Below are 23,554 nucleotides of genomic sequence, written 5' to 3' on the forward strand. Positions count from 1 at the left end.
TCAGGAAGGAAGTAGGCCCGGAAGCGTCACCGGGGGGGGGGGGGGGGAAGACGCTTCCGGGCCCATGTCGTGGATAGGGAGAGGGGGGGGGCAAAGGTCGCTATCCGAATTTTAAAACGCGCTTCCCTGCTGGCGGTTCCTGCTGGAAAGTGATTTTTCAAAAGCGTCCCGTGATCGCGATTGTCGTCTCATAGGCGCCGACCAGCGGATCGTGGTGCAGCTGGGTGCGAAGCTGGCGGGCGAGGCCCAGCAGCACACGACCATAGCGCTTGTCGACCAGTCCCTCGAAGGCGGGGCTTCCCACCAAGGCGGGCGAAGAGACGCGCACCACGGCGCGATCCGCGTCTTCGGGGGCCTTGATCGAAATGCGGATTTGCGCGGCGGGGTTGCAACTGACCGCAAGCTCGATGATCTCAGTCAATAGGAACGACACCGCGATCGCCACGTCCTGGGTAACGAGCAGCGACTCGACCTCGAGCGTGATGCCCATCCCGCGCGCCTGTTCCGGCGCGGTGGCGCGGAGGTTTGCAGCAAGCTCGCCGATCACCGAGCGCAGCTCCAGCCCGCGATTTTCTTCCATCTCGGCATAATGGTGACGGTGCACCACGGCGAGCGCATCGACGCGGCGCTGAATCGAGGCATAGGCGTTGGCCGCCTCCTCGCCCCTGGCGGCGCGGGCATGGAAGTTGATCAGGCTGGAAATGACCTGCAGGTTGTTCTTCACCCGATGGTGCACCTCGCGGGTGAGGCGGGTCTGCTGGACGAGGCCCTTCGCAAGATCGGCCTCATGCGCCTGCACGGTGCGGCTGATTTCGCTGAACGTGTCGCCCAGCTCGCGAATTTCCTGCGCGGGTATCGGCCCCAGCCGCTCGGTATCGATCACGTCGCCTGGCTGGTAATTCGCGACGCTGCTGCGCAGCTGGCGGAGCGGGCGGATCAGGAGGATGTCGACGACGAACCAGCCGATGCCGGCGGCAGCGATCCACATCACCACCAGGAGCACCGTCGCGATCACCAGCGGCGAGGTGATCGGTGCGCCGGGCATGGTGGTTTCCAGCGCAAGATCATCGACGCCGAGGTTGCTGCGCAGGCTCTTGCCGCGATCGAGCGGGCCGTTGTCCTTGAGCGCCCGCAGCGTCAGCCGGTCGCCATGGCCGATCAGCGCCGCGCCATATTCGGGGACGAAACCGCTCGGCCGGGCAAGCCCCGCGAGCAGATCGCGCGGATAATAGGCCGTGGCGGTCGCGCCGTCGCTTCCGCTGATCCGCAGCAGCAGCCCGCCCGGGACGATTCGCGCGGCAACATCGCTGCGGGGGGTATCGGCCATGCGAATCTGCTCGAACGCGCGGCCGCACAGGGTCCGCCCGCGCCGATCGAGCACGACGAAATGCGCCTGGCCTTGCGCGGCATAGGTGCCGGCGAGCCGGGTGCAGCTGGGGGCGTCATCGGGATTGCGTTCGAGTGCGGCGAGCGCCTCGCCCAGCTGTGCGACATGGTTCGCCAGCAGGTTCTCGAGATTGCCCGCGCTTTCCTGCGCGGTGACGCTCAGCCGTTCGCGTGCCTCGTCGTCGGCGCTACGGGTCGTCTGGAGGGCGGTGAACAGGGCAATGAGCGCCAGCGGCAGCAACGCGCCGACGAGAATCAGGAATACCTTGGCGCCCGTGGGCAAGCGCCCGAGCGCCGCCGAGAAGCCTCGGCCGCGGAGCGGAGAATCCAGGCCGTTCATGGGTGGATTCGTTTAATCGAGCTTCTTCAGCAGGTCGAGCAGGTCATCCGGCACCGACTCGTTCAGCGTCTCGTCATATGTGCGGCGCAATACGTCACCCACGTCGGCGTTCGGGCGCGACTTCTTGTCGCTTCCCTGCTCCGGCTGCGGCTGCTTGCCCTGATCATCTTTAGCGGAATGCACCAATTCCCCCCTAAGGGTCCGGAAAATGTCCGGAACGCCCGGACGGATGAACGATGTGACCGGTACCGCGAATAGTGATAACGACGCCGAGTGCAAGCACCCGGCGTCGCGGTAACCATCCACGCGGTCTGGACGATGAAACCAAAGAGCACCTCGATTGTTCCACCATCGATGCGAAATCCGGGGAGGGGCTTCTTCGGGTGACGGAATCGATTGAAATACTGCCCGTCGGGGGCAACAAAGGCCCCCGAACCTGATGGAGAAAACACAGCTCATGTCGCTTGGTCAGCAACTCGCGCCGCACCTTCCGCTCCTGCGGCGCTATGCCCGTGCGCTCACCGGCAACCAGGGCGAAGGCGACCGTTATGTCCGCGCCGCCCTCGAAGCGATCGTCGAGGCGCCCGATCAGTTCCCGCGCGACGTCGATGCGCGGCTCGGCCTGTATCGTACCTTCCAGGTCATCTGGCAGTCGAGCCAGTGGGACGACAGCATCGACGCGGTCGAGCAGGGCAATGACGCCGAATCGATCGCGCGCAAGCGCCTTGCCCGCCTTACCCCGCTGTCGCGCCAGGCGCTGCTGCTGACCACGGTGGAAGGCTTTCCCCCCGAGGACGCCGCCTATCTGATCGGCGAGCAGCCTGCGCGCGTGACCGAACTGGTCGCGGAAGCGGTGGCGGAGATCGAGCGCCAGACGCGCACGCGCGTGATGATCATCGAGGACGAACCGCTGATCGCGATGGATCTCGAGCAGATCGTCCGCGACCTCGGCCACGACGTGACCGGCGTCGCCGTCACGCGGGACGAAGCCGTCGCGCTCGCCATGGAAGACCGTCCGGGGCTTGTCCTGGCCGACATCCAGCTGGCTGACGACAGCTCCGGCATCGATGCGGTGAAGGACATCCTTGCCGAGTTTGCGGTGCCGGTGATCTTTATCACTGCCTTCCCAGAGCGCCTGCTCACGGGCGAACGCCCCGAGCCGACCTTCCTAATTACCAAGCCGTTCCAGCGCGAAACGGTGAAGGCGACGATCAGCCAGGCGCTGTTCTTCGACGAGGCGACGGTCCCCGCCTGATCGGAAAATACGGGCGGGTTCCCTCCGGTACGGACCTAAAACGGTTCTTGCGTGTTTAGCAGATATGGCTGAGCAAGACGAACCCGCCCACCTCTCCACGGATCGCGCCCGCGCTGGCACGACCCCTGGCGTGGCGCGCTATGTGCTGATTATCGGCACGCTGCTGGTCATTGTGATTTTTGCTGTTATCTTGTTGGTTTGACGGCAGATGCTGCACAGCATGATGCTTGACATCAAGCCGTCCGACCCCAGCTTGACAACGAACCGCGACGCCCTGCGCGCTAACGATCGGGATTGCATGACCGAAGCTACCCACACGGATCACGACGAACCGGGCGCGCCTGCGGCCCCGGTGGAACATGTTTCGCTGTCGGATCCCGAGTTCAAGACGCAGTTGGCGCAAGTGATCCCGCACCTCCGCGCGTTTGGCCGCTCGCTGTCGGGCAGCCGCGATCTTGCCGACGACCTGGTACAGGAAACGCTGCTGAAGGCGTGGGCGGCGCGCAAGCGCTTCCAAGCCGGCACCAACATGCGCGCCTGGACCTTCATCATCCTGCGCAATCTCTATCTCAGCCAGATGCGCCGCGCGCGCTTCAAGGGCGAATGGGACGATCTGGTCGCAGACCGTCTGCTGGCGGCGCCGGCGAGCCAGGATCGCCATGTCGAGCTGGCGGACATGCAACGCGCGCTGCTGCACCTGCCGCAGCCCCAGCGCGAGGCGCTGATTTTGGTTGGCGCGGGCGGCTTCGCTTACGAAGAGGCCGCCGAGATCTGCCAGGTTGCCGTCGGCACGATCAAGAGCCGCGTCGCGCGCGGCCGCGTTGCGCTGGAGGCGCTGATGTCCGAAGGGCAACTGCCCTCTCGCCGCTCGACCGCGCTCAACGAGGATGGCCGCACCGCGCTCGACACGATCATGGGCGAAGTCGAGGATCTCAGCCGCGAACGCTGATCCGGTGCCACGAATTGTGGTAAACCGGTAAGGAAGCATACGGATTTTCATGAGAGCCTCCGGCGTGACAAATTGTCGTCACACGGAGGCTTTTATGCGACTCGACCGCTTCAACGATCACCAGTCTGGTTTCGGACCTTGTATGGCGACCATGATGTCGCTGTTGGCGCTGGGTGCGCTGGTCGGCGGTATTCTTGCCCGATTGGCACAGCTCGCACACTAAGTTCGCAAGGCCCTTGCCACCCGCGCGCGCTTCCCCCATATGCGCCGCGGGAGTCGGGCGGACGGGATCGTCGCCAACCCGGTCAGGTCCGGAAGGAAGCAGCCGTAACGATTTCGTCCCGGGTCGTTCCGGCTCCCACCCATTTCCCACATTGCTATCCACAGGCCATCGCGTCTCCCTCTTCGACAAATCGTCCGGGGATGCCTAGATAGGCAGCGATGTCCGATTCCCTGCTTGGCCTCGACGAACCCCCGCAGCCGCAGCGCGGCGAAGCCTATCGCGTGCTTGCCCGCAAATATCGGCCGCAGACGTTCAGCGCGCTGATCGGGCAGGATGCGATGGTCACCACGTTGGGCAATGCGATCAAGCGCGACCGGCTGGCGCACGCCTTCCTGCTGACCGGCGTGCGTGGGGTGGGCAAGACCTCCACCGCCCGCCTGATCGCGAAGGCGCTCAACTGCATCGGCCCGGACGGGCAGGGCGGCCCGACCATCGATCCGTGTGGCGTCTGCGAGCCCTGCTGCGCGATCGCCGAGGGGCGCCATATCGACGTGATCGAAATGGACGCAGCGAGCCATACCGGCGTCGACGACGTGCGCGAGATCATCGAGGCGTCGCGCTACGCCGCCGTCTCGGCGCGCTACAAGATCTACATCATCGACGAAGTCCACATGCTGTCGAAGAACGCGTTCAACGCGCTCTTGAAGACGCTGGAGGAGCCGCCGGGGCATGTGAAGTTCCTGTTCGCCACCACCGAGGTGAACAAGGTGCCGGTGACGGTCCTGTCGCGCTGCCAGCGCTTTGACCTGCGCCGCATCCCCGCCGAGCTGCTCGCCGAGCATTTCGCCAAGGTGTGCGCAGCCGAGCAGGTCGAAGCCGAGCCCGAAGCGCTGGCGCTGGTGGCGCGTGCGGCGGAAGGCTCGGCGCGCGATGGGCTTTCGATTCTCGACCAGGCCATCGCGCATGCGGGGCTGGAAGGCGAGGGGGTGAAGGCCGAGGCGGTGCGCCAGATGCTCGGCCTGTCCGATCGCGGCGCGAACCGGGCGCTGTTCGGCACGCTGGTCGAAGGCCAGGCGCAGCAGGCGCTGGCGGGGCTGCGCGCGCAATATGATCTGGGCGTCGACCCGCTGGCGGTGCTGCGTGCGCTGCTGGAGACGGTGCACGGCGTGACGCTGGTCAAGCTCGGTACGGATCGCCTTTCAGGCCAGTCGACCGAGGAACGCGAGGCGATGGAGGGCTGGGCGAGCCGGCTGTCCTTCCCGGCGCTCCACCGGCTGTGGCAGCTATTGCTGCGCGGGCATGACGAGGTCGCCAAGGCAGCCCTGCCGATCGAGGCCACCGAGATGGCGCTGCTGCGGGTGATCCACGCGGCGCAGCTCCCCGATCCGGGCGAACTGGCGAAGCAGATCCTCAGCGGCAGCATCGCGGTGCCGGCGGGCGCGCCTGCCGCCGCGGCACCTGCCGAGCCGACCGCACCCGCGCCGGCAACGGTACAGGAAGCCGGGCCAGTGCTGCCGACCAACCTTGCCGAGCTCGCCGAGCATCTGGAGGAACATCGCCGCCTTCAGCTGGCGATGTTCGTCCGCGATTATATGCGTCCGGTGCGGTTCGAGGGCAGCGAGATAGATTTCGGCGCGGCACGGCCGTTGCCTCAGGATTTCGTGCGTGAACTGGGCGGCGCGCTCAAGGACAGCACCGGTGTGCACTGGAAGGTGACGCTGGTCGACGGCGCCACTGCGATGACGCTGCGCGAAGAACAGGCGGCAGCGGAAGCGGCCGAGCGCGACGCCGTGCTCGCCTCGCCGATCGTCGCCGCCGCGATGCAAGCTTTTCCTGATGCCGAGTTGATCGGCTGGACCAAGACCGGGAGTGACGGATGAAGAGTCTCGAAGAAATCATGGCCATGGCGCAGAATGTGCAGGCCGAGCTGACCAAGGCACAGGCCAATCTCGACACGGTCGAGGTCGAGGGCGTTTCGGGCGGCGGCCTGGTCAAGGTGAAGGCCAGCGCCAAGGGCCGGATCATCGGCATTGCGATCGACGATTCGCTGGTCAACGTCGCCGAAAAGGCGATGCTGGAAGACCTGCTGGTCGCTGCGTTCAACGATGCGCGGGTCAAGGCAGATAGCGCGTCGTCGGAGGCGATGAGCAAGATGACCAGCGGCCTGCCGCTGCCGCCGGGCTTCAAGCTCCCGTTCTGAGACAGTTGCTTAGGGAACCATAAGTTCGTCCCCTCGGTTGCTGTCGCCAGACACAATCGAGGAGAGACGACATGGCGGACCGTATCGTTGAAGACGGCGTGGCGACCGACCGCGCGACCCACACCACGGTGATCGAGCGCCGCAGCGGCGGCGGTGCCGGCATGGCGCTGATCGGGCTGGCGGTACTGATCGCGGTGGTGATCGGGGCCTTCTACCTGTTCAACCAGAATGCACGCGAGAACGCCAAGACCAACGCGGTAACCAGCGCCGCGAGCAGCGTCGGCGATGCTGCGAAGGATGTCGGCGACGCGGCGAAGGACGCGGCGAAGTAAATCCTTCTAAACTCCCCTCCCGCTCGCGGGAGTGGCTGGGGGAGGGGGCGACGTGGTAGAAGCGCTGCTGCTACGTTTCAGCCCCTCCCCGACCCCTCCCGCAAGCGGAAGGGGAGCGCAGGAGCCGAAGCGTCGGCTCACTTCAAGCAGCGGTCCAGCCCGTTCCCCGCGACCACGTTAATCCGCGCATTGATCTTGTTGCCATAGCGCCGGGTGAACCCGCGCGGGTCGATCGCCGCGCGCTTCTTGGGCAGCGGCAGCACCGTGGCGATCAGCGCCGCTTCGCGGTCCGAGAGCTGCGACGCGTCGTGGTGGAAATAGCGCTCGGCCCCGGCGTTGACGCCGTAGGTGCCGATGCCGGTCTCGGCGACGTTGAGGTATACCTCCATGATCCGCCGCTTGCCCCAGATATTCTCGATCAGCACCGTGAAATACGCTTCCAGTCCCTTCCGGAAATAGCCGCCGCCCTGCCACAGGAACACGTTCTTGGCGGTCTGCTGGCTGATCGTCGAGCCGCCGCGAATCTTGTGATTGCCCTGGGCATTGCGCTGATAGGCCTTCTCGATCGCCGCGAAATCGAAGCCGTTGTGCTGGCAGAAGCGTGCGTCCTCCGCAGCGATCACCGCACGCGCCATGCTCGGGTCGATCTGGCGGAGCGGCATCCAGTCCTTGGTGGCGCCATGGCCGGCGAACACGTCACCGAGCATCGTCCAGGTGATCGGCGGCGGTACGAAGCGATAGACCGTCACCATCAGCAGCGACAGCAGCACGAAGCCGAAAACGAGTTGCAAGCCCAGCACGATCAGCCGGCGCCACCAGGGCTTATGTGGGCGGGCCGAGGAACGGCGGGCGGAGGCGGGGCGGGCGCGATTCTTGCTCACACACCCGCCATGCCCCAGCCGGGGCGGTTCCTGCAATCACCTCGCAGGAACCGCGGGCCCGATCAGTGGGTCGCGAGCAGGCGGCGGTCGCCGGCGAGGCGCATCATCGCCTTTTGCAGCTTCTCGAAGGCACGCACCTCGATCTGACGGACGCGCTCGCGCGACACGCCATAGACCTGGCTCAGTTCCTCGAGCGTCTTGGGATCGTCGGTCAGGCGACGCTCGGTGAGGATGTGCTTCTCGCGTTCGTTCAGGTCTTCCATCGCCGAGACGAGCATGTCGTGGCGGACATCCGCCTCCTGCGCGTCGGCGACCGATTCGTCCTGCAGCGGGCCTTCATCGGCGAGCCAGTCCTGCCACTGGCTCTCGCCGTCCTCGCGCATCGGCACGTTGAGCGAGGTATCCCCGCCCATCGCCATGCGGCGGTTCATCGAGGTGACCTCTTCCTCGGTCACCCCCAGATCGGTGGCGATCTTGGCGAGGTTCTCGGGGCTGAGATCGCCATCCTCGAACGCGTCGAGCTTGGCCTTCATCCGGCGCAGGTTGAAGAACAGCTTCTTCTGCGCGGCGGTGGTGCCCATCTTGACGAGCGACCAGCTTCGCAGGATGAATTCCTGGATCGAAGCGCGGATCCACCACATCGCATAGGTGGCGAGGCGGAAGCCGCGATCGGGCTCGAACTTCTTCACGCCCTGCATCAGGCCGATATTGCCCTCGGAGATCAGCTCCGAGACGGGCAGGCCATAGCCGCGATAGCCCATCGCGATCTTCGCGACGAGACGCAGGTGCGAGGTGACCAGCTGCGCCGCCGCATCGGTGTCCCCATGCTCCTGGAAGCGCTTCGCGAGCATATATTCCTGCTCGGGGCTCAGGATCGGAAATTTCTTGATCTCGGCCAGATAGCGATTGAGGCTCGCCTCGCCACCGAGCGCGGGAATCGTCGCGGGGACGTTGCTGCCGCTAGCCATGATCGTTTCTCCCTTTCCAACGGGTGCCGGTCCAGCGGGGACTCGGGCGCCCAAACCTCATACGAGAAGCTGGTTGAACAGTTCCTGCATGTCTGCAGGCATTACGCTATCGAACGCCAAAGCGTTACTTTTGATCGGGTGGATGAACCCGAGACGTGCCGCATGCAATGCCTGGCGCTGGAACCCCGAGGTTGCCAGAAGTCCGCGATGCGTGGAACGCATACTTCCATATAGAGGGTCGCCCACCAGCGGGTGGCCGATCGACGCCATGTGCACGCGCACCTGATGGGTACGTCCGGTTTCTAGCCGGCATTCGATCAACGTCGCGTCGCGCAGTTGGTTCAGCCGGGTCCAATGGGTAATTGCATGCTTGCCGTGACCGGGCGAACAGACCGCGATCTTCTTGCGGTTGCTTGGCGAGCGGGCGAGCGGCGCATTGACCGTGCCCGAGGCGGCCAGCACCCGGCCGCTGGCGATCGCCCGGTAGCGCCGGTCGATGCTGTGCGCCTTGAACTGCGCGGCGAGGCCGACATGCGCGCGATCGGTCTTGGCAGCGACCATCAGGCCCGACGTATCCTTGTCGATCCGGTGGACGATCCCTGGCCGCGCGACGCCGCCGATGCCCGAAAGCTGGCCTGCGCAGTGGTGCAGCAGCGCGTTGACCAGCGTGCCGTCGAGATTGCCCGCCGCCGGGTGGACGACCAGGCCCGCCGGCTTGTCGATCACGATCAGATGCTCGTCCTCGAACACCACGTTGAGCGGGATGTCCTGCGCTTCGTTGTGCGCAGGCGCGGGATCGGGCACGACGACCTGGAAGGTTGCGCCGCCCACTGCCTTGCGGGCGGGGTCGCGGGCGAGGTTCCCGTCCGGGCCCGTGACGGCGCCGGAAGAGATCAGCGTCTTGACGCGTTCACGCGACAGTGTCGGCAGCGCATCGGTCAAGGCACGGTCGAGCCGCCAGCCATGCGCCTCGTCCGCGATCCGCGCTTCTAAGATGGAAACCCCCTGAATCATGTTTTACCGGAAATGGGCATGGGCGTTACGATTTCAAGATCCATACTGACCGGTATGAAAAAAGCCTCTACGGCCGCGTCGCCGCGGGAAGCATGCGGATTGTTGCTCGGGGCCGGAGACAGGATCGAACGCTTCACGGAATGTGCAAACGTTTCCGATGCACCCGAGATCCGGTTCGAGATCGACCCCGCGGCATTATTCGCCGCGCTGCGGGGGGAGCGGGCAGGGGGAGCGACGCTGCTCGGCTATTGGCACTCGCATCCGAGCGGGGATGCCAGCCCTTCGCGTACCGATGCGGCGATGGCGGCGCCGGATGGGAGGCTGTGGGTGATCCTTGGCGGAGAGTACGTCACCTGCTGGCGGGCGGGAGATGGGGGCCTGTGGGACCGGTTCGTGGAAGAGACTCTGCTCGTCATCTAAAGAAGAGCCGTATCCCCCCATGGCGGGCGAGGGGACGCTTACGCCAAGGCCGATGTGCATTCTCTCGCGTCCGCCAATCCCGCCAGCACCAGTCGCCCGCATTCGATCATCTCGCTGAGATGCGCGGCATAATGGTAGCGGATCGTCGGGAAGCCCTCCGGGTGGAAGGCGCGCCGGCTGGGGCCGACATGCAGCAGGAAGCGGTTCGCCTCGGCGCGCTTGAGCAGGCGGCGGACATGCGGCTGCGAGACGCCGAACCGCCGCGACAGCGCTGCAAGCGGCACGCTCGCGCTTTCGACCGGTACAAACCTATCGTCGGTGCAGGTCAGCGCCAGCGTGTGCAAAATCGCGCAGCCTGCCAACGGGTGGAGGAACGACGCGCGAAGGCTGGGGAAGGGATCGGGTCCGCTCGCCAGCGCAAAGAGCCGGCTCGCCTGGACGCTGAGAAACTGCTGATAGCCCCCTGGATTCTCCAGTGTTGCCGCGACAGGCGCGAGCGAGGGATCGAGCATGGCGGCGGGCTCCAGCGCCGCCTGGATGTGCCGGCACCAAGCGCGCTGGAAGGCCGGGGTCGTCCGATAGCCATGGTCCGCGGCCGGGGCGAGAACGCCGATGTGCTGCATGAATTCGATCAGCGCGGCCGCGCGATTGGCGGTCAGCAGCCCGGTGGCGGCGCAGATCTGACGGAGCAGGGTGAGGGTGAGGCCGCCGCGCGTGTTAAGATAGGCCGCCGACATCGCGGTGATGTAGTGGCCGGCATCCTTGAACACCGCGGCCAGCGTGCGATCAGCCTCCGCGACGGCAAGGATATTGGCGGCAAAGCGCCGCGCGGCCTGCCCGAAGGCCGGATGCGCCGCGATCTCGACCCAGTGCGGAGGCAGCGCCTCCGGGTTGGTTGTTGCCGCCTGTAGCACCGTTATCGATCCCCACTTTGCTCGGTCGCGCTAGCATGCGGCATGTATCGAGAACAATTCGATTCCGAAACGAGCTATGCGGACGGTCGGTCCGCCTCTGCGGCGATCTGGCGTAGCGCCTGCTCGAAGGCTTCGGGCGGCTGCCCGCCCGAGATCAGATAGCGCTGGTCGACGACGATGGCGGGAACCGACTGGATGCCGCGCGATTGCCATAGCGCTTCCTCGGCGCGCACCTCCTCGGCATAGCGCCCCGCGTCCAGCACACGCCCGGCCTCGGCGGCATCGAGCCCGGCCTGTGCTGCGGCGGCCAGCAGAACGGCGCGATCGCCGGGGTTCTTCCCCTCGGTGAAATAGGCGGAGAACAGCGCCATCTTCAGCGCGCGCTGAGGGCCGACCAGCCCGGCCCAATGAAGCAGCCGGTGCGCGTCGAACGTATTGTAGATGCGGGACCCGTCGCCCATCGCCATGGTGAAACCGAGTGCGGCCGCGCGCTCGCGTATCATTGCGCGTGTGCCGGCGGACTGTTCGGGCCTCGCGCCATATTTGCGGCCGATATGCTCGACGATGTTCTCGCCTTCGGGCGCCATCGCCGGATTGAGCTCGAACGGATGAAAGCGGATTTCCGCCGTTACCACATCGCCCACGCGGGCAAGCGCTTCTTCCAGCCCTTTCAGGCCGATCACGCACCAGGGGCAGACCACGTCGGACACGAAATCAATCGTCAGGGTTCTGGGCATGGTGCGCTCCCGCAAAGATGGGCCTGCAAAGATGGGGTTTGGCGCTAGACCAGACCGAAGCGTCTGAAAAGTCTGCGCGTGCGGCGCGCAGCCGGAACGATCTGGCCCCTCCTCACGTTAACCGGACCGAATTTCAGGGAGAGATACAATGCTTTGGACGCTCGTCGTAATCCTGGTCATCCTGTGGCTGCTCGGCTTCTCGTTCCACATCGCCGGCGGCATCATCCACATCCTGCTCGTGATCGCGCTCGTGATCGGCCTGATCCAGCTGTTCACCGGCCGCAGGGTCTGACGCCGGGCCCGGTGGGACGCATTCGCGCCCACCGGGCCTCGCCATGCGCGTGGCGCGAAAACATGCGCCGCGATGATTTTCTACCCCTCCAGCAAGCGCAGCTATTCGGCGCGTTACGACGTGACCGCAGCGCCCCCCCCCGGGTTGTCCCGAGTGTGCCACCGATCGCGCGAGGATGCCGCCGCGATGCTTGCAGCTTCCCATCCGCTGCGCCAAAGGGGATTCACAGCCGGAGCCTCAGAACTTGAATATCAGCCCTACCGAATTCGCCAGTCTGCTTTGTTCGCGCCTGTGCCACGACTTGTTGAGCCCCGTGGGCGCGCTCAACAACGGTCTGGAACTGCTTGCCGACGAACATGATCCTGAGATGCGCGCGCGCTGCCTGGAGCTGCTGGCGGAAAGTGCGCGGGCCAGCGCGAACAAGCTCAAGTTTTTCCGCCTCGCGTTCGGTGCGGCCGGCGGATTCGGCGAGACGGTGGACACGCGCGAGGCGCAGGCGGCACTCGAAGGGCTGTTCGGCGACAATCACCGCGTCAAGATCGGCTGGATGGTCGAGGAGCCGGTGATGGCCAAGCAGGCGATCAAGGTGCTGCTCAACCTCGCATTGATCGGCGGTGACGCGCTGGTCCGCGGCGGGCAGCTCGACATCGGCGCCGAGACTACCGAGGGGACGATCGAGATCGTGATCCGCGCGGACGGTCCGCGTATCGTGCTCGACCCCGAGCTCCGCGGCGCACTCGCCGGTGGTCGCGAGGAGGTGCCGATTACCCCGCGCGCGGCGGCCGCGTTCCTGGCGCACGAGCTGGTGATTCAGCACGGCGGCGAGCTCCAGGTGAGCCCGCCCGATTCCGAAGTGCTGCTGTTTGGAGCGTCCTTCCCGGTCGGCTGAGCCCAGAAGGATCGGGCTCCATAACCGGGTATTAACCCTCGACCGCCATGGTGGCCCCTGGAAATTTCCACCGGGGCCCCATGGACGACCTGCTGCAGGACTTCATCGCCGAGACGCGCGAGACGCTCGAGGCGCTTTCGGGCGAGATCGTCGCCTGGGAGTCGCAGCCCGACGACCGGGCGCGGCTCGATGCCATTTTTCGCTTCGTCCACACCGTGAAGGGCAGCTGCGGCTTTCTTGACCTGCCACGGCTGGAGCGATTGGCGCACGCCGCTGAGGACGTGCTGGCGCAGGTACGCGACGGCGCGCGGGTGCCCGATCGCGGGCTGGTCAACGCCGTGCTCGCGGTGGTCGACCGGATCGGCGAGATCGTCGAGGCGATCGATGCCGGCGCCGCGCTGGACGATAGCGGCGAGGAATTGCTGATCGCGGCGCTCGCCGAAGGATCCGACGAGATCGTGCTGCCGTCGCTGGTGGCGCAACGCGCGCCCGCGCGCAGCGTGCGGCTCGGCGTCGACCTGCTCGACCGGATGATGAGCGGCATGTCCGAGATGGTGCTGGCGCGCAACGAGCTGGCCCGGCGCCTTCGCATCGGCGAGGTCGATCCGACGGTGGAGGCCGCGCTGGAGCGGCTGTCGCTGACCGTCGGCGAGATGCGCGACACCGTGACGCGCACGCGGATGCAGAAGATCGACGCGCTGTTCTCTCCGCTGCCGCGCATGGTGCGCGATACCGCGGCGGGGCTGGGCAAGTCGGTGGCGTTGCAGGTCGAGGGATCGGACGTCGAACTCGATCGCGAAATGATCGAGATGATGCGCGATCCGCTCGTGCATATCATCCGCAACGCGATCGACCACGGCATCGAGGCGCCGGCGGAGCGTCGCGCCGCGGGCAAGCGCGAGGCCGGTCGGCTATGCGTGTCGGCGCGGCAATCGGGCAACCAGATCATCGTCGAGATCGCCGATGACGGGCGCGGGGTAAATGTCGACCGGCTGGTCCAGAAGCTCGCTCTGGGCGGTATCCGTAGCGCGCGCGACCTGCATGCACTGACGGATGCGGCCAAGCTGGAGCTGATGTTCCACCCCGGCTTGTCCAGTAAGGACACCGTGTCCGAGATCAGCGGCCGCGGTGTCGGCATGGACGTGGTCAAGGCGCGGATCGACCAGATCGGCGGCCGCGTGGAGCTCGACAACGTCCCCGGCAAGGGGCTGCGCATCGCCATCCACGTGCCGCTGACGCTGTCGATCATCTCGGCGATCATCGTCGGGGCAGGCAAGCAGCGCTTCGCCATTCCGCGCCAGTCGATCGAGGAGATCGTCAGCGAGCGCGGGGAGGCGATTCGTATCGATCAACTCGGCGGGACGCCGGTGGCCACCGTACGCGAGCGACGCATGCCGCTGCTCGATCTCGGTACCCTGCTCGAGCTCTGCCCCGACCGCGACCGGCACGGGCCGCGCATGCTCGTCATCGTCGCGGCAGCGGCGGGGAGCTATGCGCTCGCCGTCGACGAGGTGCACGACAATGAGGAGCTGGTGATCAAGCCCGCCTCCCCTGCGGTGATGGCGACCGGCATCTATGCCGGACAGACCTTGCCCGATTCCGGCCTGCCGATGCTGCTGCTCGACAGCGCGGGCATGGCGCGGGTGGGCGGGCTCGATTTCAGCCGCGACCTTAGCGCCGCGTTCGGCGACGTCGTCGAGGAGGCAGCAGCGCCTGGGCTGCCGGCCTTGCTGTTCGACGATCTCGACGGCGTGCGCCGGGCGGTGCCGCTGGCGGCGGTCGATCGCGTCGAGAAGGTATGGACCACGCAGGTGCAGATCGCTGCGGGCAGCCATCGGCTCGCGATCGACGGGCGGATCGTGCCGTTGGCGATGCAGGGGACGCTCGACGGCCGCGAGCGGCTGAGCGTGCTGCGGCTCAAGGACGAGGATGCCGAAGTCGCCTATGCGATCGACGAGGCGATCGAGATCGTGACCTTGCCTGCCGAAATCGCGCCCGCGCGCTCGCCCGGCGCGGCGATGGGCGTGGCGCTGGTCGAAGGCGAGCAGATCGAAGTGCTCGACGTGCTGTGGGTGTTCGACATGCATGTCGATCGTGTCGCGGCCAAGGACGCGCCGCTCTGCCTGCTCGCCGGGGACAGGGACGGCTGGCTGGCGACCTTCGTCCGCCCGCTGCTGGAGACGGCCGGCTACCGCGTCGCGGCAAGCCTGGCGCCGGGCGAGATCCCGGCGGTGGTGCTCGCCGCCGATGCGGCCGATCCGGGTACGCCGGCGGCGCCAGTGGTTCGCCTGCGCCGCAAGCGCCAGGCCGAGCCGGGCGACGACAGCGTCTATCGCTACGATCGCGCGGGGCTGCTCTTCGCGCTCGAAGCGCGGGTCGGCGCACGGGGAGGGTGCTGATGGCGAAGCAACTGTATCTGATCGCCGAGGTGGCAGGGCGCACCGTGGCGATCGATTCCGATCAGGTCGAATCGGTGGTCGACATCGGCGAGGTGACCGCGGTGCCGCGCGCAGCCAAGGCGGTGCGCGGGCTCGCGGCGCTGCGCAGCCGGGTCGTCACCGTCGTCGATACCGAGGCGGCGCTGGGCATGAACGGCTGCACGCTCGCCCGGCGCGCGGTGATCACCGCGATCGACGGGCATCACTATGCGATGCTGGTCGACACACTAGAGGACGTAGAACCTTTCGAGCTGCGCCCGCTCGCCAGCGGCATCGCGCTGGAAGGGAATTGGCGGAACGCGGCACGCGGATTGGTCGAGCGCGATGGCGAGCCGATCCTGGTCGTCGATCTCGCCGCGCTCGTCCCGGCATCGGCGCTGCTTTCCTGAACGCGGATTAACGCGAAGCTTACACCTTGCAGCTACAGTGCAATTTCAAAGACACCTGCCAGGGGATCAGGGACCCATGAAGACGTGCCTCGTCGTGGACGATTCGAAAGTGATCCGGAAAGTCGCCCGGCACATTCTCGAAACCCTCGATTTCGAAGTCCGCGAGGCCGGTGACGGGCGCGAAGCGCTCGATTCCTGCCTGGCCGCCACGCCCGACGTGGTGCTGCTCGACTGGAACATGCCGGTGATGAGCGGCATGGATTTCCTGCGCGCGCTCAAGAATTCCGGGCTGGAGAAGCGCCCCAAGGTGGTGTTTTGCACCACCGAGAACGGCATGGCTTACATCCGCGCGGCGATCGAGGCCGGCGCCGACGAATATGTGATGAAGCCGTTCGATCGCGAAACGCTGGAAAGCAAGCTGCAGATCGTCGGCGTCGCCTGACTTCCTCCCGTCGGAGCGCGCCCGCGTGACGAGCCTGTCTTCCCCGCAACCGATCGATTCGGCCGACGTCCCCGCCCCGGGGCGCGTGCTGATCGTTGACGATTCGGTCGTTGCACGCTCGGTGCTGAGCCGCATGATCGAAGGCACGCGACGCTTCCGGGTGACCGCGGCGCTTAGCGAAGCGCGCGCCGCGCTCGACTATCTCTCACGCGAGACGGTCGACATCATCCTGCTCGACATCGCGATGCCCGGCATCGATGGCCTGACCGCGCTGCCCGACATGGTCGCCGCGGGCAAGGGTGCGAAGGTGCTGATCGTCTCGTCCTCGGCCGACGAAGGCGCGGCGACCACGTTGCAGGCGCTGGCACTGGGCGCCGCGGACACGCTGGTAAAACCCGGCGTCGGCGCGTTCGGCGGGCGCTTCGCCGAGGTGCTGGAGGATCGGCTTGCGAAGCTGTTCGACATGCCGGCGGATCCCGTCGCTGCGAGTCCCGCCACCCCATTGCCGCGCCCCGCGAGCGCGAGCATCCAGCTCGATGCCTTCCAGATCGTGGCGATCGGAGCCTCGACGGGGGGCATCCATGCGCTGAGCCAGTTTTTCCGTCAGATCCCGGCGAGCTTTCAGATCCCGATCCTGGTCACCCAGCATCTGCCGGCCAGCTTCATGAGCTATTTCGCTACCCAGCTCGCGGTGCTCGGCAGTCGACCATGCGACGTCGCGACCGACCGGATGCGGATCCGCCCCGGCCGGATCGTGATCGCGCCCGGCGACGCGCACATGAAAGTCGTCCGCACCTCCGAGGGCGCGGCGATCCGGTTGAGCACCGAATGGGCGCGTAGCGGCTGCATGCCCTCGGTCGACCCGATGTTCGACAGCATCGCCGAGGTATTCGGCGCGCGCGCCTTGGGCGTGGTGCTGAGCGGCATGGGCCGCGACGGCTGCGAGGGCGCCGGGCGGATGATCGAGGAAGGCGCCAAGGTGCTGGTGCAGGATCAGGCGAGCTCGGTCGTCTGGGGCATGCCGGGCGCGGTGGCGACCGCAGGACGGGCGAGCGCGGTGCTGCCGCCCGACGAAATTGGCCGGCTGATCGGCAGGGGAGGCGCGCGATGATCGACCATATGGCGCCAAGCGGCGGGGCGATGCAGCTGATCGGGTCGCTGCTCGAGCAGCGCACCGGCCAGCAGATCGCCGCCAACCGCGCATGGCGGATCGAAACGGCGCTCAAGCCCGTGCTGCGCGAACGCGGGCTGCCGAGCCTCGACGCATTGGTGGGACAGTTGCTTGGCGCGCGATCGGGGGAGTTGGCGGATCAGGTGGTGGACGTACTGCTCAACCAGGAAACCAGCTTCTTCCGCGACGTGGCGGTGCTCGATCAGATCGCGGCGGCCGCGGTGGCGACGCAGGCGGCGATCGGCAACCGCCGGCTGCGCATCTGGTCGGCCGGCTGCTCGACCGGGCAGGAACCGCTGTCGCTGGCGATGCTGTTCGACGAGAAGGCCGATGCGTTCCCGATGCCGCCCGAGATCGTCGCTACCGACGTGTCTGCCGCCGCACTCGCGCGTGCGCGGGCCGGGCGCTTTTCGCAGTTCGAAATCCAGCGCGGACTGCCCGTGCGGCGGATGGTCCAGTGGTTCGATACCGAGGGCGGCGACTGGGTCGCCCGGCAGGAGCTGGTCCGTCGCGTCCAGTTCCGCCAGCACAACCTGACCGCCGATGTGCCGCCCGCCGGCAAGTTCGACATTATCCTGTGCCGAAACGTCATGCTCTATTTCTCGGCACCGCTGCGCCGCCAGGTGTTCGACCGGCTGGCAACCGCGATTCAGCTGGGCGGTCTGCTGGTGCTCGGCGCGGGCGAGACGGTGATCGGGCTGACCGAGCATTTCACCCCCAGCGAGGCGTTTCGCGGCTTCTACCGCACCGCCGATGCCGAGCCTGCACCGCGCGCGGTGGCCGGTTGAGACGGGCGGATTGTCAGCGCCAATGCGTGCAGTAGAAGAATGCATGACCAGCGGCCTCGACATCATCGACGCGCCTTCGCCCAATTTCGGCGAGCGCCTCTCTCCCATCTCGATGATCGTGCTCCACTATACAGGCATGGAGAGCGGCGAGGCGGCGCTGGCGCGGCTGCGCGATCCCGACGCGCAGGTCTCGGCGCATTATCTGATCGAGGAGGATGGCCGCATCTTCCGGCTGGTCGACGAGGCCAAGCGCGCCTGGCACGCGGGCCGCGCGCACTGGCGCGGGATCGATGACGTCAACTCGGCGTCGATCGGCATTGAGATCGTCAATCCGGGCCACGAGTTCGGCTACCGGCCGTTCACGCCCGAGCAGATGAGTTCCTTGATCCCGCTGGTGGCAGACATCAAGGAGCGGCATGGCATCACCCGCGGCAACGTGGTCGGCCATTCGGACGTGGCCCCGGTGCGCAAGCAGGATCCGGGAGAGCTGTTCAACTGGCATGCGCTTGCGCGGCTTCGGCTCGCGCTGCCGCGGCCGACGCGCAATCTGGTCGATCCGGGTTGGCCCGAGGGCGGCTTCATGCTGGCGCTCGAGCGGTTCGGCTATGACGTGACCGATCCGATCGCGGCGGTCACGGCCTTCCAGCGGCGCTTTCGCCCCGAACTGATCGACGGCGAGGTCGACATGGAGTGTCGTTGCATCCTGCTCGCGCTGCTGCTGCCTCGTCCGCAGGGGGAAGACTGACGCCAATCGATACCCGCTAACCATGTTTGGTTACGGAATTCTAAGCGGAACTTGATGGGATGCACGCCGGAGGTACGAACGGTGAGCAACTCGATTCGCGCTGCGATGGCACCTATGGGCCCGGTGCATGTGCGCCTGACCAGCTTGGTTCGCGGCGACGCGAAGGGGCCTGGCATCGGCATCATGAACGCGCCCACCGCTGCCGAGGCGACCGCGGAGCTGCACCGGGTCGCCCGCGTTGCCGGCGCCGACAAGGTGGTGAGCGTCGGCGCCGACTATCGCCGTGCGGCGCTGGCTGGCGGGACGACCAGCACCCAGTGGCGGATCGAGGTGCAGGCCTGGGGAACCGCGATGGCGCCGGTGAAGGTCGAACCGAGCGAGCAGCCCGAGGAACAGCGCGCGCAGGACGCCGACAAGGCGAAGGATCAGGCCAAGGACCAGGACGCCGCGAAAAAGGCGCAGGACGCCCGTGCCGATGCGCAGGAGTCGGCTGATCAGGCCAAGTCGCGCGAGGTCGCTGCGTCCGAGCAGGCCGCCGCGGCGCGGGTCGAAGCGGCACCGCAGCCCGCTGCGCCTGCGGCCAGCGCCGAGATCGCACCCGCGACCACCAGCGAGTCTGCGCCCGCGCCGAGCGCGCCGCCAGCCGCACAGCGCTGAACCGCTTGCGCCCCGGCGCGAAGCCGCTAGAGCGGACCGCGCCAGAGGGTCGGGCGGCCGCCGTTTGCAGCGATGCAAGGGGAGGAAAGTCCGGGCTCCACGGAACGACGGTGGCGGGTAATGCCCGCCGGGGGTGACCCCAGGGAAAGTGCCACAGAGAGCAGACCGCCCACTGCCCCGGTTCGCCGGGGTAAGGGCAAGGGTGAAAGGGTGCGGCAAGAGCGCACCGCGCGACCGGTAACGGAAGCGGCTTGGTAAACCCCACCGGGAGCAAGACCGAATAGGGACGGCACATGCGCCTCGTTCCGGCGCGTCGTCCGGGTTGGTTGCTGGAGCGGCGGAGCAATCCGTCGCCTAGAGGAATGGTCGCCTATCCCTTTCGGGGGTGGACAGAACCCGGCTTACAGACCCTCTGGCATTTTGGTTTTTGGCAGCTGCTGCGGTGCGGCGGGCTCTGGCCTTTGGCCGGCCCCATGCCTATTTGGGCGAGTTATGGCGCGACACACGCGATCGATGGACTGGGGCTTTCCCCGCTGGCGCGAGTATGGCTCGGAGCGCGAGGCCGCGCGCGTGCGGCTGTGCGACCGCGACGGCTGCGAGAAACCGGGCGACCGGCCTGCGCCCAAGTCTCCGAACAATCCGGACCGGTGGTATTTCTGCGAGGAACATGCCGCGGAATATAACCGCAACTGGGATTATTTCGCCGGGCTCACCGCGGAAGAGGCGGCGCAGCGCGAGGCGAACGAGCGGCGCACCGCCAACGGCTACGCCCATTCGGCGACCAACAGCTGGGCCGGACCCGGCGACGGCAGCCGCTCGCGCGACGAGATGAAGGCGCTGGAAGTGCTGGAGCTGGAGGTCGACGCGACGTTCGAGACGGTGCGCGGCGCCTGGCGGCGGCTCGCCAAGGAATATCACCCCGACGTGCGGCCGAACGATGCCGCCGCGGCCAGGCAGTTCCAGGCGATCCAGGCCGCGTACGACGTGCTCAAGACCGCCGAGGACCGGCGGCAGTGGAAGCCGCAATGAGCCAGCTGGTCGCGTCGAACTGGGGCAATGCGGTGCTGGTCTGCGGGAAATGCTCGAAGAAGCTCGGCGGCGGCTTCGGGCCGAAGGGCAAGTTGTCGCTCGCCAAGGCGCTGCGCAAGGAGTTCGGGCTCGGCAAGGGGCGCAAGGCGGAAGTCGGCGTGGTCGAGACCAAGTGCCTCGGCGTATGCCCCGGCGGCGCGGTGACCGTGGTCAACGGCGCGCAGGCGCGCGAATGGCTGATCGTAAAGAAGGGCGCGGACCTCGAAGAGGTCGGTAAAGAGCTGGGGCTTTCCTAAGTCCCGCGCAAGGCGGTGCCCTCTCCAACCTCCCATCGTCATTCCCGCGAAGGCGGGAATCCATTCGCCTGTACGCTTGAGGAAAGAACCGTGCTTTCAGCGGCAATGGATCTCCGCCTTCGCGGGGATGACGATGTAGCGTGCTGAAGCGAACGGCTTGCGCTCTCCCTCGGCGGGGAGAGGGGCTTACGCGTAGCGCGCCGCCGTTTCGCGGATCAGCGCGATCATGTTGGGAATGCCCTGCGTCCGGTTCGAGCTGAGCTGGTTCTTCAGGTCGAACGGCGCCAGCGCGCCTTCGATGTCGGTCGCCAGGATCTCGGCGGGGCTGCGGTCCTGCACCGTCAGCAGCACCAGCGCGATGATGCCCTTGGTGATCGCCGCGTTCGAATCCGCCAGGAAGTGGAGCTGCCCGTCGTCGGTCCGCGTCGGATAGACCCACACCGAGGCCGAGCAGCCGCGCACCAGCGTCGCATCGGTCTTGAGCGGGTCGGGCATCGGCTCGAGCGCCTTGCCGAGATCGATCAGCAAGCGATAGCGATCATCGGCGTCGAGAAACCCGTATTCTTCCTGGAGATCGTCGAGGCTGGTCATGGCGTCCGCGCTAGCCGCACCGGCCGCGCTTTTCCAGCCTCGTGGTTACTTGGCCGTAGGCGCGTCGTAGCGCAGGCCGAGCCGGGGGCGGGGGGGGCGCACCGGCGCCGGGGCGGGCTGGGTATCCGCCACCGGCGGGGTCGCCTGGTTCACAGGTCCACCCCGGCGGCGATCGCTTCCAGCTTGCGGATGCGTTCCTTGAGGTCGGCCAGCTCGATCCGGGAGGCGGGGCTGGGCATCGTAGCGGCGGTCGGCTCGGGGCGGCGGAGCTCGACGAGCTCGCGGTGCTTCAGCGCCAGCCAGCCGCGCCAGCCGGACAGCGCCGCGGCGGTGATCATGCCCAGCCCGGCCAGCCCGGAGACGGCAAGGGTGAGGGTGGTCTGTGGGTCGACAGTCATGGGGTTCGCTCCCAGAAACATGGCTCAGATCCGGTTCTTGTCGCGCAGCTTCTCGATCTCATGGTCGAGCCGCAGGCTGTTTTCATTGTCGGTGATGACGCGCTCGAGCACCTGGACGCGCTCCTTGAGGGCGCGGATCTCATCGCGGAGGCGGTCGGCCTCGAACTTCTCGGCGGGATCGCGGCTTGCCAGGCCTTCCATCCTGTCGCCCCGGCCCCCCTTGATCACGCCGTAGCGCGCCTGGAGAACCTTGCCGATCGTGATCACGACGATGATGGCCACGACCATTTCGAACGGGTTCATTGCACCTTACTCCCCTAACCGGCGCGCGTGGCGCCTCAGTTCCCTGCTTGCGATGCCTGGGCGGCGCGGAGGGCGCGGCGGCGGGGGCGATCGCGGCTTTCAGCGAGGGCAATAGCTCCCCCGCACAGTGCGGCAAGCACTGCGAGCATGACAATCATCAGAATTTCCTTGCTTAGAAGACGGTGGAAACGTTTCTTCAGTTCAGCGGCGCGTCGCGCAGCTTCTCGATTTCTTCGGAAAGACCCATGCCGCGATCGGTGATGATCCGTTCGAGAACCTGGACCCGCTGCTCCAGCCGGGCGGTCTGGGCGGCATATTGTGCGGCCTTTTCCGCGGTCATCTGCGCCTCGATTTCCATGCGGCGCTCCCAAAGCTTGAACAGAGGGCGGAAGAAGACGCCGCCGATGATCGCCACGAGGCCGCAGCTAATGCCGAGGATCGGGATGAGGATGGGGGAAATCATGGGTCGGGCTCCTTCAGTTTGAGCGGCGCAGCGCGTCGATCTCGCGATCGAGCTGGTGGGCGCCATCGGTCACGATGCGCTCTACATTGGCGAGCCGATCCTTCACCGCGCTCAGTTCGGCGCGCAGCTGGCCATTCTCCTGGCTGAGCAGCTTGACCCGCTCGACCGTCTCGTCATTGCGCTGCGGGTAGACCGACTTGCCCCAGGCGTTTTCCAGCGGATAGCCGTGCTTGATGCGGAGCCAGTGGCTGAGGATGCCCGCGGCGATCCCGAAGAACCCCAGCGATATGCCCGAAAGGATGATCCAGGGCATGAAGGGTGCAAGCGCTACTTCGATCATCGGTCGTCTCCTCAGCGCAGCGCGTCGATGGCGCGGGCAGTGCGTTCGGCGGGATCGGTGGCAATCCGTTCGAGCACCGAAATCCGGTCTTCCAGCCGGCTGATCTGACCTGCGAGCCGTTCGTTTTCGGCTGCGAGCAGGTCGATCTTGCGATTGGCGTCAGGATCGGCCTTGTGGATGTTCTCGCCGTGATCGTCGCTGATCGAGTATGCATGCTTCGCGCGGATCCAGTTGTTGGCCAGCCACCCGAAGGTGGAGATCGCCATCAGCGCGATCACGAATTCGGGACCACCCCAGTTCATTGCCTTGCCTCCCTGTTGACAGCCTGCGCCTCAGCGCAGGCTGTCGATCTCGTCGGCGAGCCGGGTGTTGCGGCTCGTGTAGAACATCTCGATGTCGGCGAGCCGGCGGTCGATGTCGCGGAACTTCGAGCGGACCTCGGCGGTGGAGCGCTTGGGGCTCGACCGGACACCCTGCCAGAAGCGTTCGTCCTCCGGCGTGTCATAGAGGCCCACCGGCTTGGGGTTCGCGATCCAGGCGATCACGAAATACCCCAAGGCTACCCAGCCGGTGGCGACGGTGAGCAGCACGGTGGCCACTCGCACCCAGGTCACGTCGATCCCGGTATAATCCGCCAGGCCGGCGCAGACGCCCATGAACTTGCCGTTCTGCTTGTCGAGGTAGAATTTGGTGCGAGCGGACAT

General features: G+C 66.7%; 33 protein-coding genes and 2 other RNA genes. 21 read left to right on the forward strand and 14 right to left on the reverse strand.

What is annotated here, in order from left to right; genetic code table 11:
• Positions 1 to 157: 157 nt before the first annotated feature.
• Both RT655_RS15160 and RT655_RS15165 read right to left on the reverse strand, forming a co-directional pair.
• Positions 158 to 1,726 (reverse strand): histidine kinase dimerization/phosphoacceptor domain -containing protein, encoded by a 1,569-nt coding sequence (locus tag RT655_RS15160; RefSeq protein WP_313538267.1) that lies wholly within the window; start codon positions 1,724 to 1,726, stop codon positions 158 to 160.
• A 12-nt stretch (positions 1,727 to 1,738) separates the two neighbouring features.
• The gene (locus RT655_RS15165; RefSeq protein WP_175488056.1) at positions 1,739 to 1,909 is read right to left on the reverse strand and encodes a NepR family anti-sigma factor; all 171 of its coding nucleotides are present in this window, start codon (positions 1,907 to 1,909) and stop codon (positions 1,739 to 1,741) included.
• A gap of 274 nt (positions 1,910 to 2,183) precedes the next feature.
• On the opposite strand from RT655_RS15165, the gene RT655_RS15170 reads away from it, so the two are divergent.
• The 8 genes from RT655_RS15170 to RT655_RS15205 all read left to right on the forward strand — a co-directional run bounded on the left by RT655_RS15170 (position 2,184) and on the right by RT655_RS15205 (position 6,685).
• Complete coding sequence (locus RT655_RS15170) at positions 2,184 to 2,981, forward strand: response regulator (RefSeq protein WP_313538270.1); 798 nt, start codon at positions 2,184 to 2,186, stop codon at positions 2,979 to 2,981.
• Between the two features lie 64 nt (positions 2,982 to 3,045).
• Positions 3,046 to 3,183, forward strand: coding sequence for a hypothetical protein (locus tag RT655_RS15175; protein ID WP_313538272.1), 138 nt, complete (start codon positions 3,046 to 3,048; stop codon positions 3,181 to 3,183).
• A 96-nt stretch (positions 3,184 to 3,279) separates the two neighbouring features.
• Complete coding sequence (locus RT655_RS15180; RefSeq protein ID WP_313538274.1) at positions 3,280 to 3,930, forward strand: sigma-70 family RNA polymerase sigma factor; 651 nt, start codon at positions 3,280 to 3,282, stop codon at positions 3,928 to 3,930.
• A 94-nt stretch (positions 3,931 to 4,024) separates the two neighbouring features.
• Positions 4,025 to 4,153 (forward strand): hypothetical protein, encoded by a 129-nt coding sequence (locus RT655_RS15185; RefSeq protein WP_313538276.1) that lies wholly within the window; start codon positions 4,025 to 4,027, stop codon positions 4,151 to 4,153.
• Between the two features lie 45 nt (positions 4,154 to 4,198).
• An RNA gene (gene ffs, locus RT655_RS15190) (signal recognition particle sRNA small type) lies at positions 4,199 to 4,296 on the forward strand.
• Positions 4,297 to 4,371: 75 nt separating this feature from the next.
• Entirely contained in the window at positions 4,372 to 6,033 is a 1,662-nt protein-coding gene (locus tag RT655_RS15195) for a DNA polymerase III subunit gamma/tau (RefSeq protein WP_313538278.1), read from the forward strand.
• A complete protein-coding gene (locus RT655_RS15200; RefSeq protein ID WP_121078246.1) occupies positions 6,030 to 6,353 on the forward strand; it encodes a YbaB/EbfC family nucleoid-associated protein in 324 nt (107 codons plus the stop codon). Before RT655_RS15195 ends, RT655_RS15200 begins: the two co-directional genes overlap by 4 nt.
• Before the next feature lie 71 nt (positions 6,354 to 6,424).
• On the forward strand, positions 6,425 to 6,685 hold the full coding sequence (locus RT655_RS15205) for a hypothetical protein (protein WP_093297538.1): 261 nt from the start codon (positions 6,425 to 6,427) through the stop codon (positions 6,683 to 6,685).
• A gap of 137 nt (positions 6,686 to 6,822) precedes the next feature.
• Here the strand turns inward: RT655_RS15205 and mtgA are convergent, their stop codons facing one another.
• The 3 genes from mtgA to RT655_RS15220 all read right to left on the reverse strand — a co-directional run bounded on the left by mtgA (position 6,823) and on the right by RT655_RS15220 (position 9,548).
• Positions 6,823 to 7,566 carry a monofunctional biosynthetic peptidoglycan transglycosylase gene (gene mtgA, locus RT655_RS15210; protein ID WP_409530274.1) on the reverse strand — a complete coding sequence of 248 codons (744 nt, stop codon included), beginning with the start codon at positions 7,564 to 7,566 and terminating at the stop codon, positions 6,823 to 6,825.
• 62 nt (positions 7,567 to 7,628) lie between these two features.
• Complete coding sequence (rpoH, locus tag RT655_RS15215; RefSeq protein WP_093297535.1) at positions 7,629 to 8,534, reverse strand: RNA polymerase sigma factor RpoH; 906 nt, start codon at positions 8,532 to 8,534, stop codon at positions 7,629 to 7,631.
• A gap of 57 nt (positions 8,535 to 8,591) precedes the next feature.
• The gene (locus RT655_RS15220) at positions 8,592 to 9,548 is read right to left on the reverse strand and encodes an RluA family pseudouridine synthase (RefSeq protein WP_313538283.1); all 957 of its coding nucleotides are present in this window, start codon (positions 9,546 to 9,548) and stop codon (positions 8,592 to 8,594) included.
• 18 nt (positions 9,549 to 9,566) lie between these two features.
• On the opposite strand from RT655_RS15220, the gene RT655_RS15225 reads away from it, so the two are divergent.
• Positions 9,567 to 9,968: a M67 family metallopeptidase gene (locus RT655_RS15225; RefSeq protein WP_313538285.1), complete on the forward strand. Its 402-nt coding sequence runs from the start codon at positions 9,567 to 9,569 to the stop codon at positions 9,966 to 9,968.
• Between the two features lie 38 nt (positions 9,969 to 10,006).
• Here the strand turns inward: RT655_RS15225 and RT655_RS15230 are convergent, their stop codons facing one another.
• On the reverse strand, positions 10,007 to 10,882 hold the full coding sequence (locus RT655_RS15230; RefSeq protein ID WP_313538287.1) for a hypothetical protein: 876 nt from the start codon (positions 10,880 to 10,882) through the stop codon (positions 10,007 to 10,009).
• Between the two features lie 74 nt (positions 10,883 to 10,956).
• On the reverse strand, positions 10,957 to 11,619 hold the full coding sequence (locus RT655_RS15235) for a DsbA family oxidoreductase (protein WP_313538289.1): 663 nt from the start codon (positions 11,617 to 11,619) through the stop codon (positions 10,957 to 10,959).
• A 148-nt stretch (positions 11,620 to 11,767) separates the two neighbouring features.
• On the opposite strand from RT655_RS15235, the gene RT655_RS15240 reads away from it, so the two are divergent.
• From RT655_RS15240 to RT655_RS15295, 12 genes are all read left to right on the forward strand, one after another.
• Positions 11,768 to 11,911 (forward strand): lmo0937 family membrane protein, encoded by a 144-nt coding sequence (locus tag RT655_RS15240; protein WP_121078233.1) that lies wholly within the window; start codon positions 11,768 to 11,770, stop codon positions 11,909 to 11,911.
• A 244-nt stretch (positions 11,912 to 12,155) separates the two neighbouring features.
• Positions 12,156 to 12,800, forward strand: coding sequence for a histidine phosphotransferase family protein (locus tag RT655_RS15245; protein WP_313538293.1), 645 nt, complete (start codon positions 12,156 to 12,158; stop codon positions 12,798 to 12,800).
• A gap of 80 nt (positions 12,801 to 12,880) precedes the next feature.
• Positions 12,881 to 15,199, forward strand: coding sequence for a chemotaxis protein CheW (locus RT655_RS15250; RefSeq protein WP_313538295.1), 2,319 nt, complete (start codon positions 12,881 to 12,883; stop codon positions 15,197 to 15,199).
• A complete protein-coding gene (locus RT655_RS15255; RefSeq protein ID WP_313538296.1) occupies positions 15,199 to 15,627 on the forward strand; it encodes a chemotaxis protein CheW in 429 nt (142 codons plus the stop codon). Before RT655_RS15250 ends, RT655_RS15255 begins: the two co-directional genes overlap by 1 nt.
• Positions 15,628 to 15,703: 76 nt before the next feature.
• A complete protein-coding gene (locus RT655_RS15260) occupies positions 15,704 to 16,069 on the forward strand; it encodes a response regulator (RefSeq protein WP_125977372.1) in 366 nt (121 codons plus the stop codon).
• Between the two features lie 25 nt (positions 16,070 to 16,094).
• The gene (gene cheB, locus RT655_RS15265; protein WP_313538300.1) at positions 16,095 to 17,180 is read left to right on the forward strand and encodes a chemotaxis-specific protein-glutamate methyltransferase CheB; all 1,086 of its coding nucleotides are present in this window, start codon (positions 16,095 to 16,097) and stop codon (positions 17,178 to 17,180) included.
• Complete coding sequence (locus RT655_RS15270; RefSeq protein WP_313538302.1) at positions 17,177 to 18,028, forward strand: CheR family methyltransferase; 852 nt, start codon at positions 17,177 to 17,179, stop codon at positions 18,026 to 18,028. The genes cheB and RT655_RS15270 overlap by 4 nt, the downstream gene beginning before the upstream one ends.
• 43 nt (positions 18,029 to 18,071) lie before the next feature.
• Positions 18,072 to 18,773 (forward strand): N-acetylmuramoyl-L-alanine amidase, encoded by a 702-nt coding sequence (locus tag RT655_RS15275; protein ID WP_313538502.1) that lies wholly within the window; start codon positions 18,072 to 18,074, stop codon positions 18,771 to 18,773.
• Positions 18,774 to 18,878: 105 nt separating this feature from the next.
• A complete protein-coding gene (locus tag RT655_RS15280) occupies positions 18,879 to 19,430 on the forward strand; it encodes a hypothetical protein (RefSeq protein WP_313538304.1) in 552 nt (183 codons plus the stop codon).
• Positions 19,431 to 19,471: 41 nt separating this feature from the next.
• An RNA gene (rnpB, locus tag RT655_RS15285) (RNase P RNA component class A) lies at positions 19,472 to 19,850 on the forward strand.
• Between the two features lie 72 nt (positions 19,851 to 19,922).
• Positions 19,923 to 20,459 carry a J domain-containing protein gene (locus RT655_RS15290; protein WP_313538306.1) on the forward strand — a complete coding sequence of 179 codons (537 nt, stop codon included), beginning with the start codon at positions 19,923 to 19,925 and terminating at the stop codon, positions 20,457 to 20,459.
• Positions 20,456 to 20,755: a (2Fe-2S) ferredoxin domain-containing protein gene (locus RT655_RS15295; RefSeq protein ID WP_313538308.1), complete on the forward strand. Its 300-nt coding sequence runs from the start codon at positions 20,456 to 20,458 to the stop codon at positions 20,753 to 20,755. The genes RT655_RS15290 and RT655_RS15295 overlap by 4 nt, the downstream gene beginning before the upstream one ends.
• A gap of 186 nt (positions 20,756 to 20,941) precedes the next feature.
• On the opposite strand, the gene RT655_RS15300 is transcribed toward RT655_RS15295, so the two are convergent.
• From RT655_RS15300 to pspC, 7 genes are all read right to left on the reverse strand, one after another.
• Positions 20,942 to 21,346 carry a SufE family protein gene (locus RT655_RS15300; RefSeq protein WP_313538310.1) on the reverse strand — a complete coding sequence of 135 codons (405 nt, stop codon included), beginning with the start codon at positions 21,344 to 21,346 and terminating at the stop codon, positions 20,942 to 20,944.
• 149 nt (positions 21,347 to 21,495) lie between these two features.
• Positions 21,496 to 21,744: a hypothetical protein gene (locus RT655_RS15305; protein WP_064313838.1), complete on the reverse strand. Its 249-nt coding sequence runs from the start codon at positions 21,742 to 21,744 to the stop codon at positions 21,496 to 21,498.
• Positions 21,745 to 21,768: 24 nt separating this feature from the next.
• Positions 21,769 to 22,047, reverse strand: coding sequence for a hypothetical protein (locus RT655_RS15310; RefSeq protein ID WP_121078207.1), 279 nt, complete (start codon positions 22,045 to 22,047; stop codon positions 21,769 to 21,771).
• A gap of 196 nt (positions 22,048 to 22,243) precedes the next feature.
• The gene (locus tag RT655_RS15315; RefSeq protein WP_313538314.1) at positions 22,244 to 22,510 is read right to left on the reverse strand and encodes a hypothetical protein; all 267 of its coding nucleotides are present in this window, start codon (positions 22,508 to 22,510) and stop codon (positions 22,244 to 22,246) included.
• Positions 22,511 to 22,523: 13 nt separating this feature from the next.
• Complete coding sequence (locus tag RT655_RS15320) at positions 22,524 to 22,850, reverse strand: hypothetical protein (RefSeq protein ID WP_313538316.1); 327 nt, start codon at positions 22,848 to 22,850, stop codon at positions 22,524 to 22,526.
• 11 nt (positions 22,851 to 22,861) lie between these two features.
• On the reverse strand, positions 22,862 to 23,152 hold the full coding sequence (locus RT655_RS15325; protein WP_313538318.1) for a hypothetical protein: 291 nt from the start codon (positions 23,150 to 23,152) through the stop codon (positions 22,862 to 22,864).
• 30 nt (positions 23,153 to 23,182) lie between these two features.
• Entirely contained in the window at positions 23,183 to 23,554 is a 372-nt protein-coding gene (gene pspC / locus RT655_RS15330) for an envelope stress response membrane protein PspC (RefSeq protein ID WP_313538320.1), read from the reverse strand.

Source organism: Sphingomonas sp., from assembly GCF_032114135.1.
Taxonomy (GTDB): Bacteria; Pseudomonadota; Alphaproteobacteria; order Sphingomonadales; family Sphingomonadaceae; genus Sphingomonas.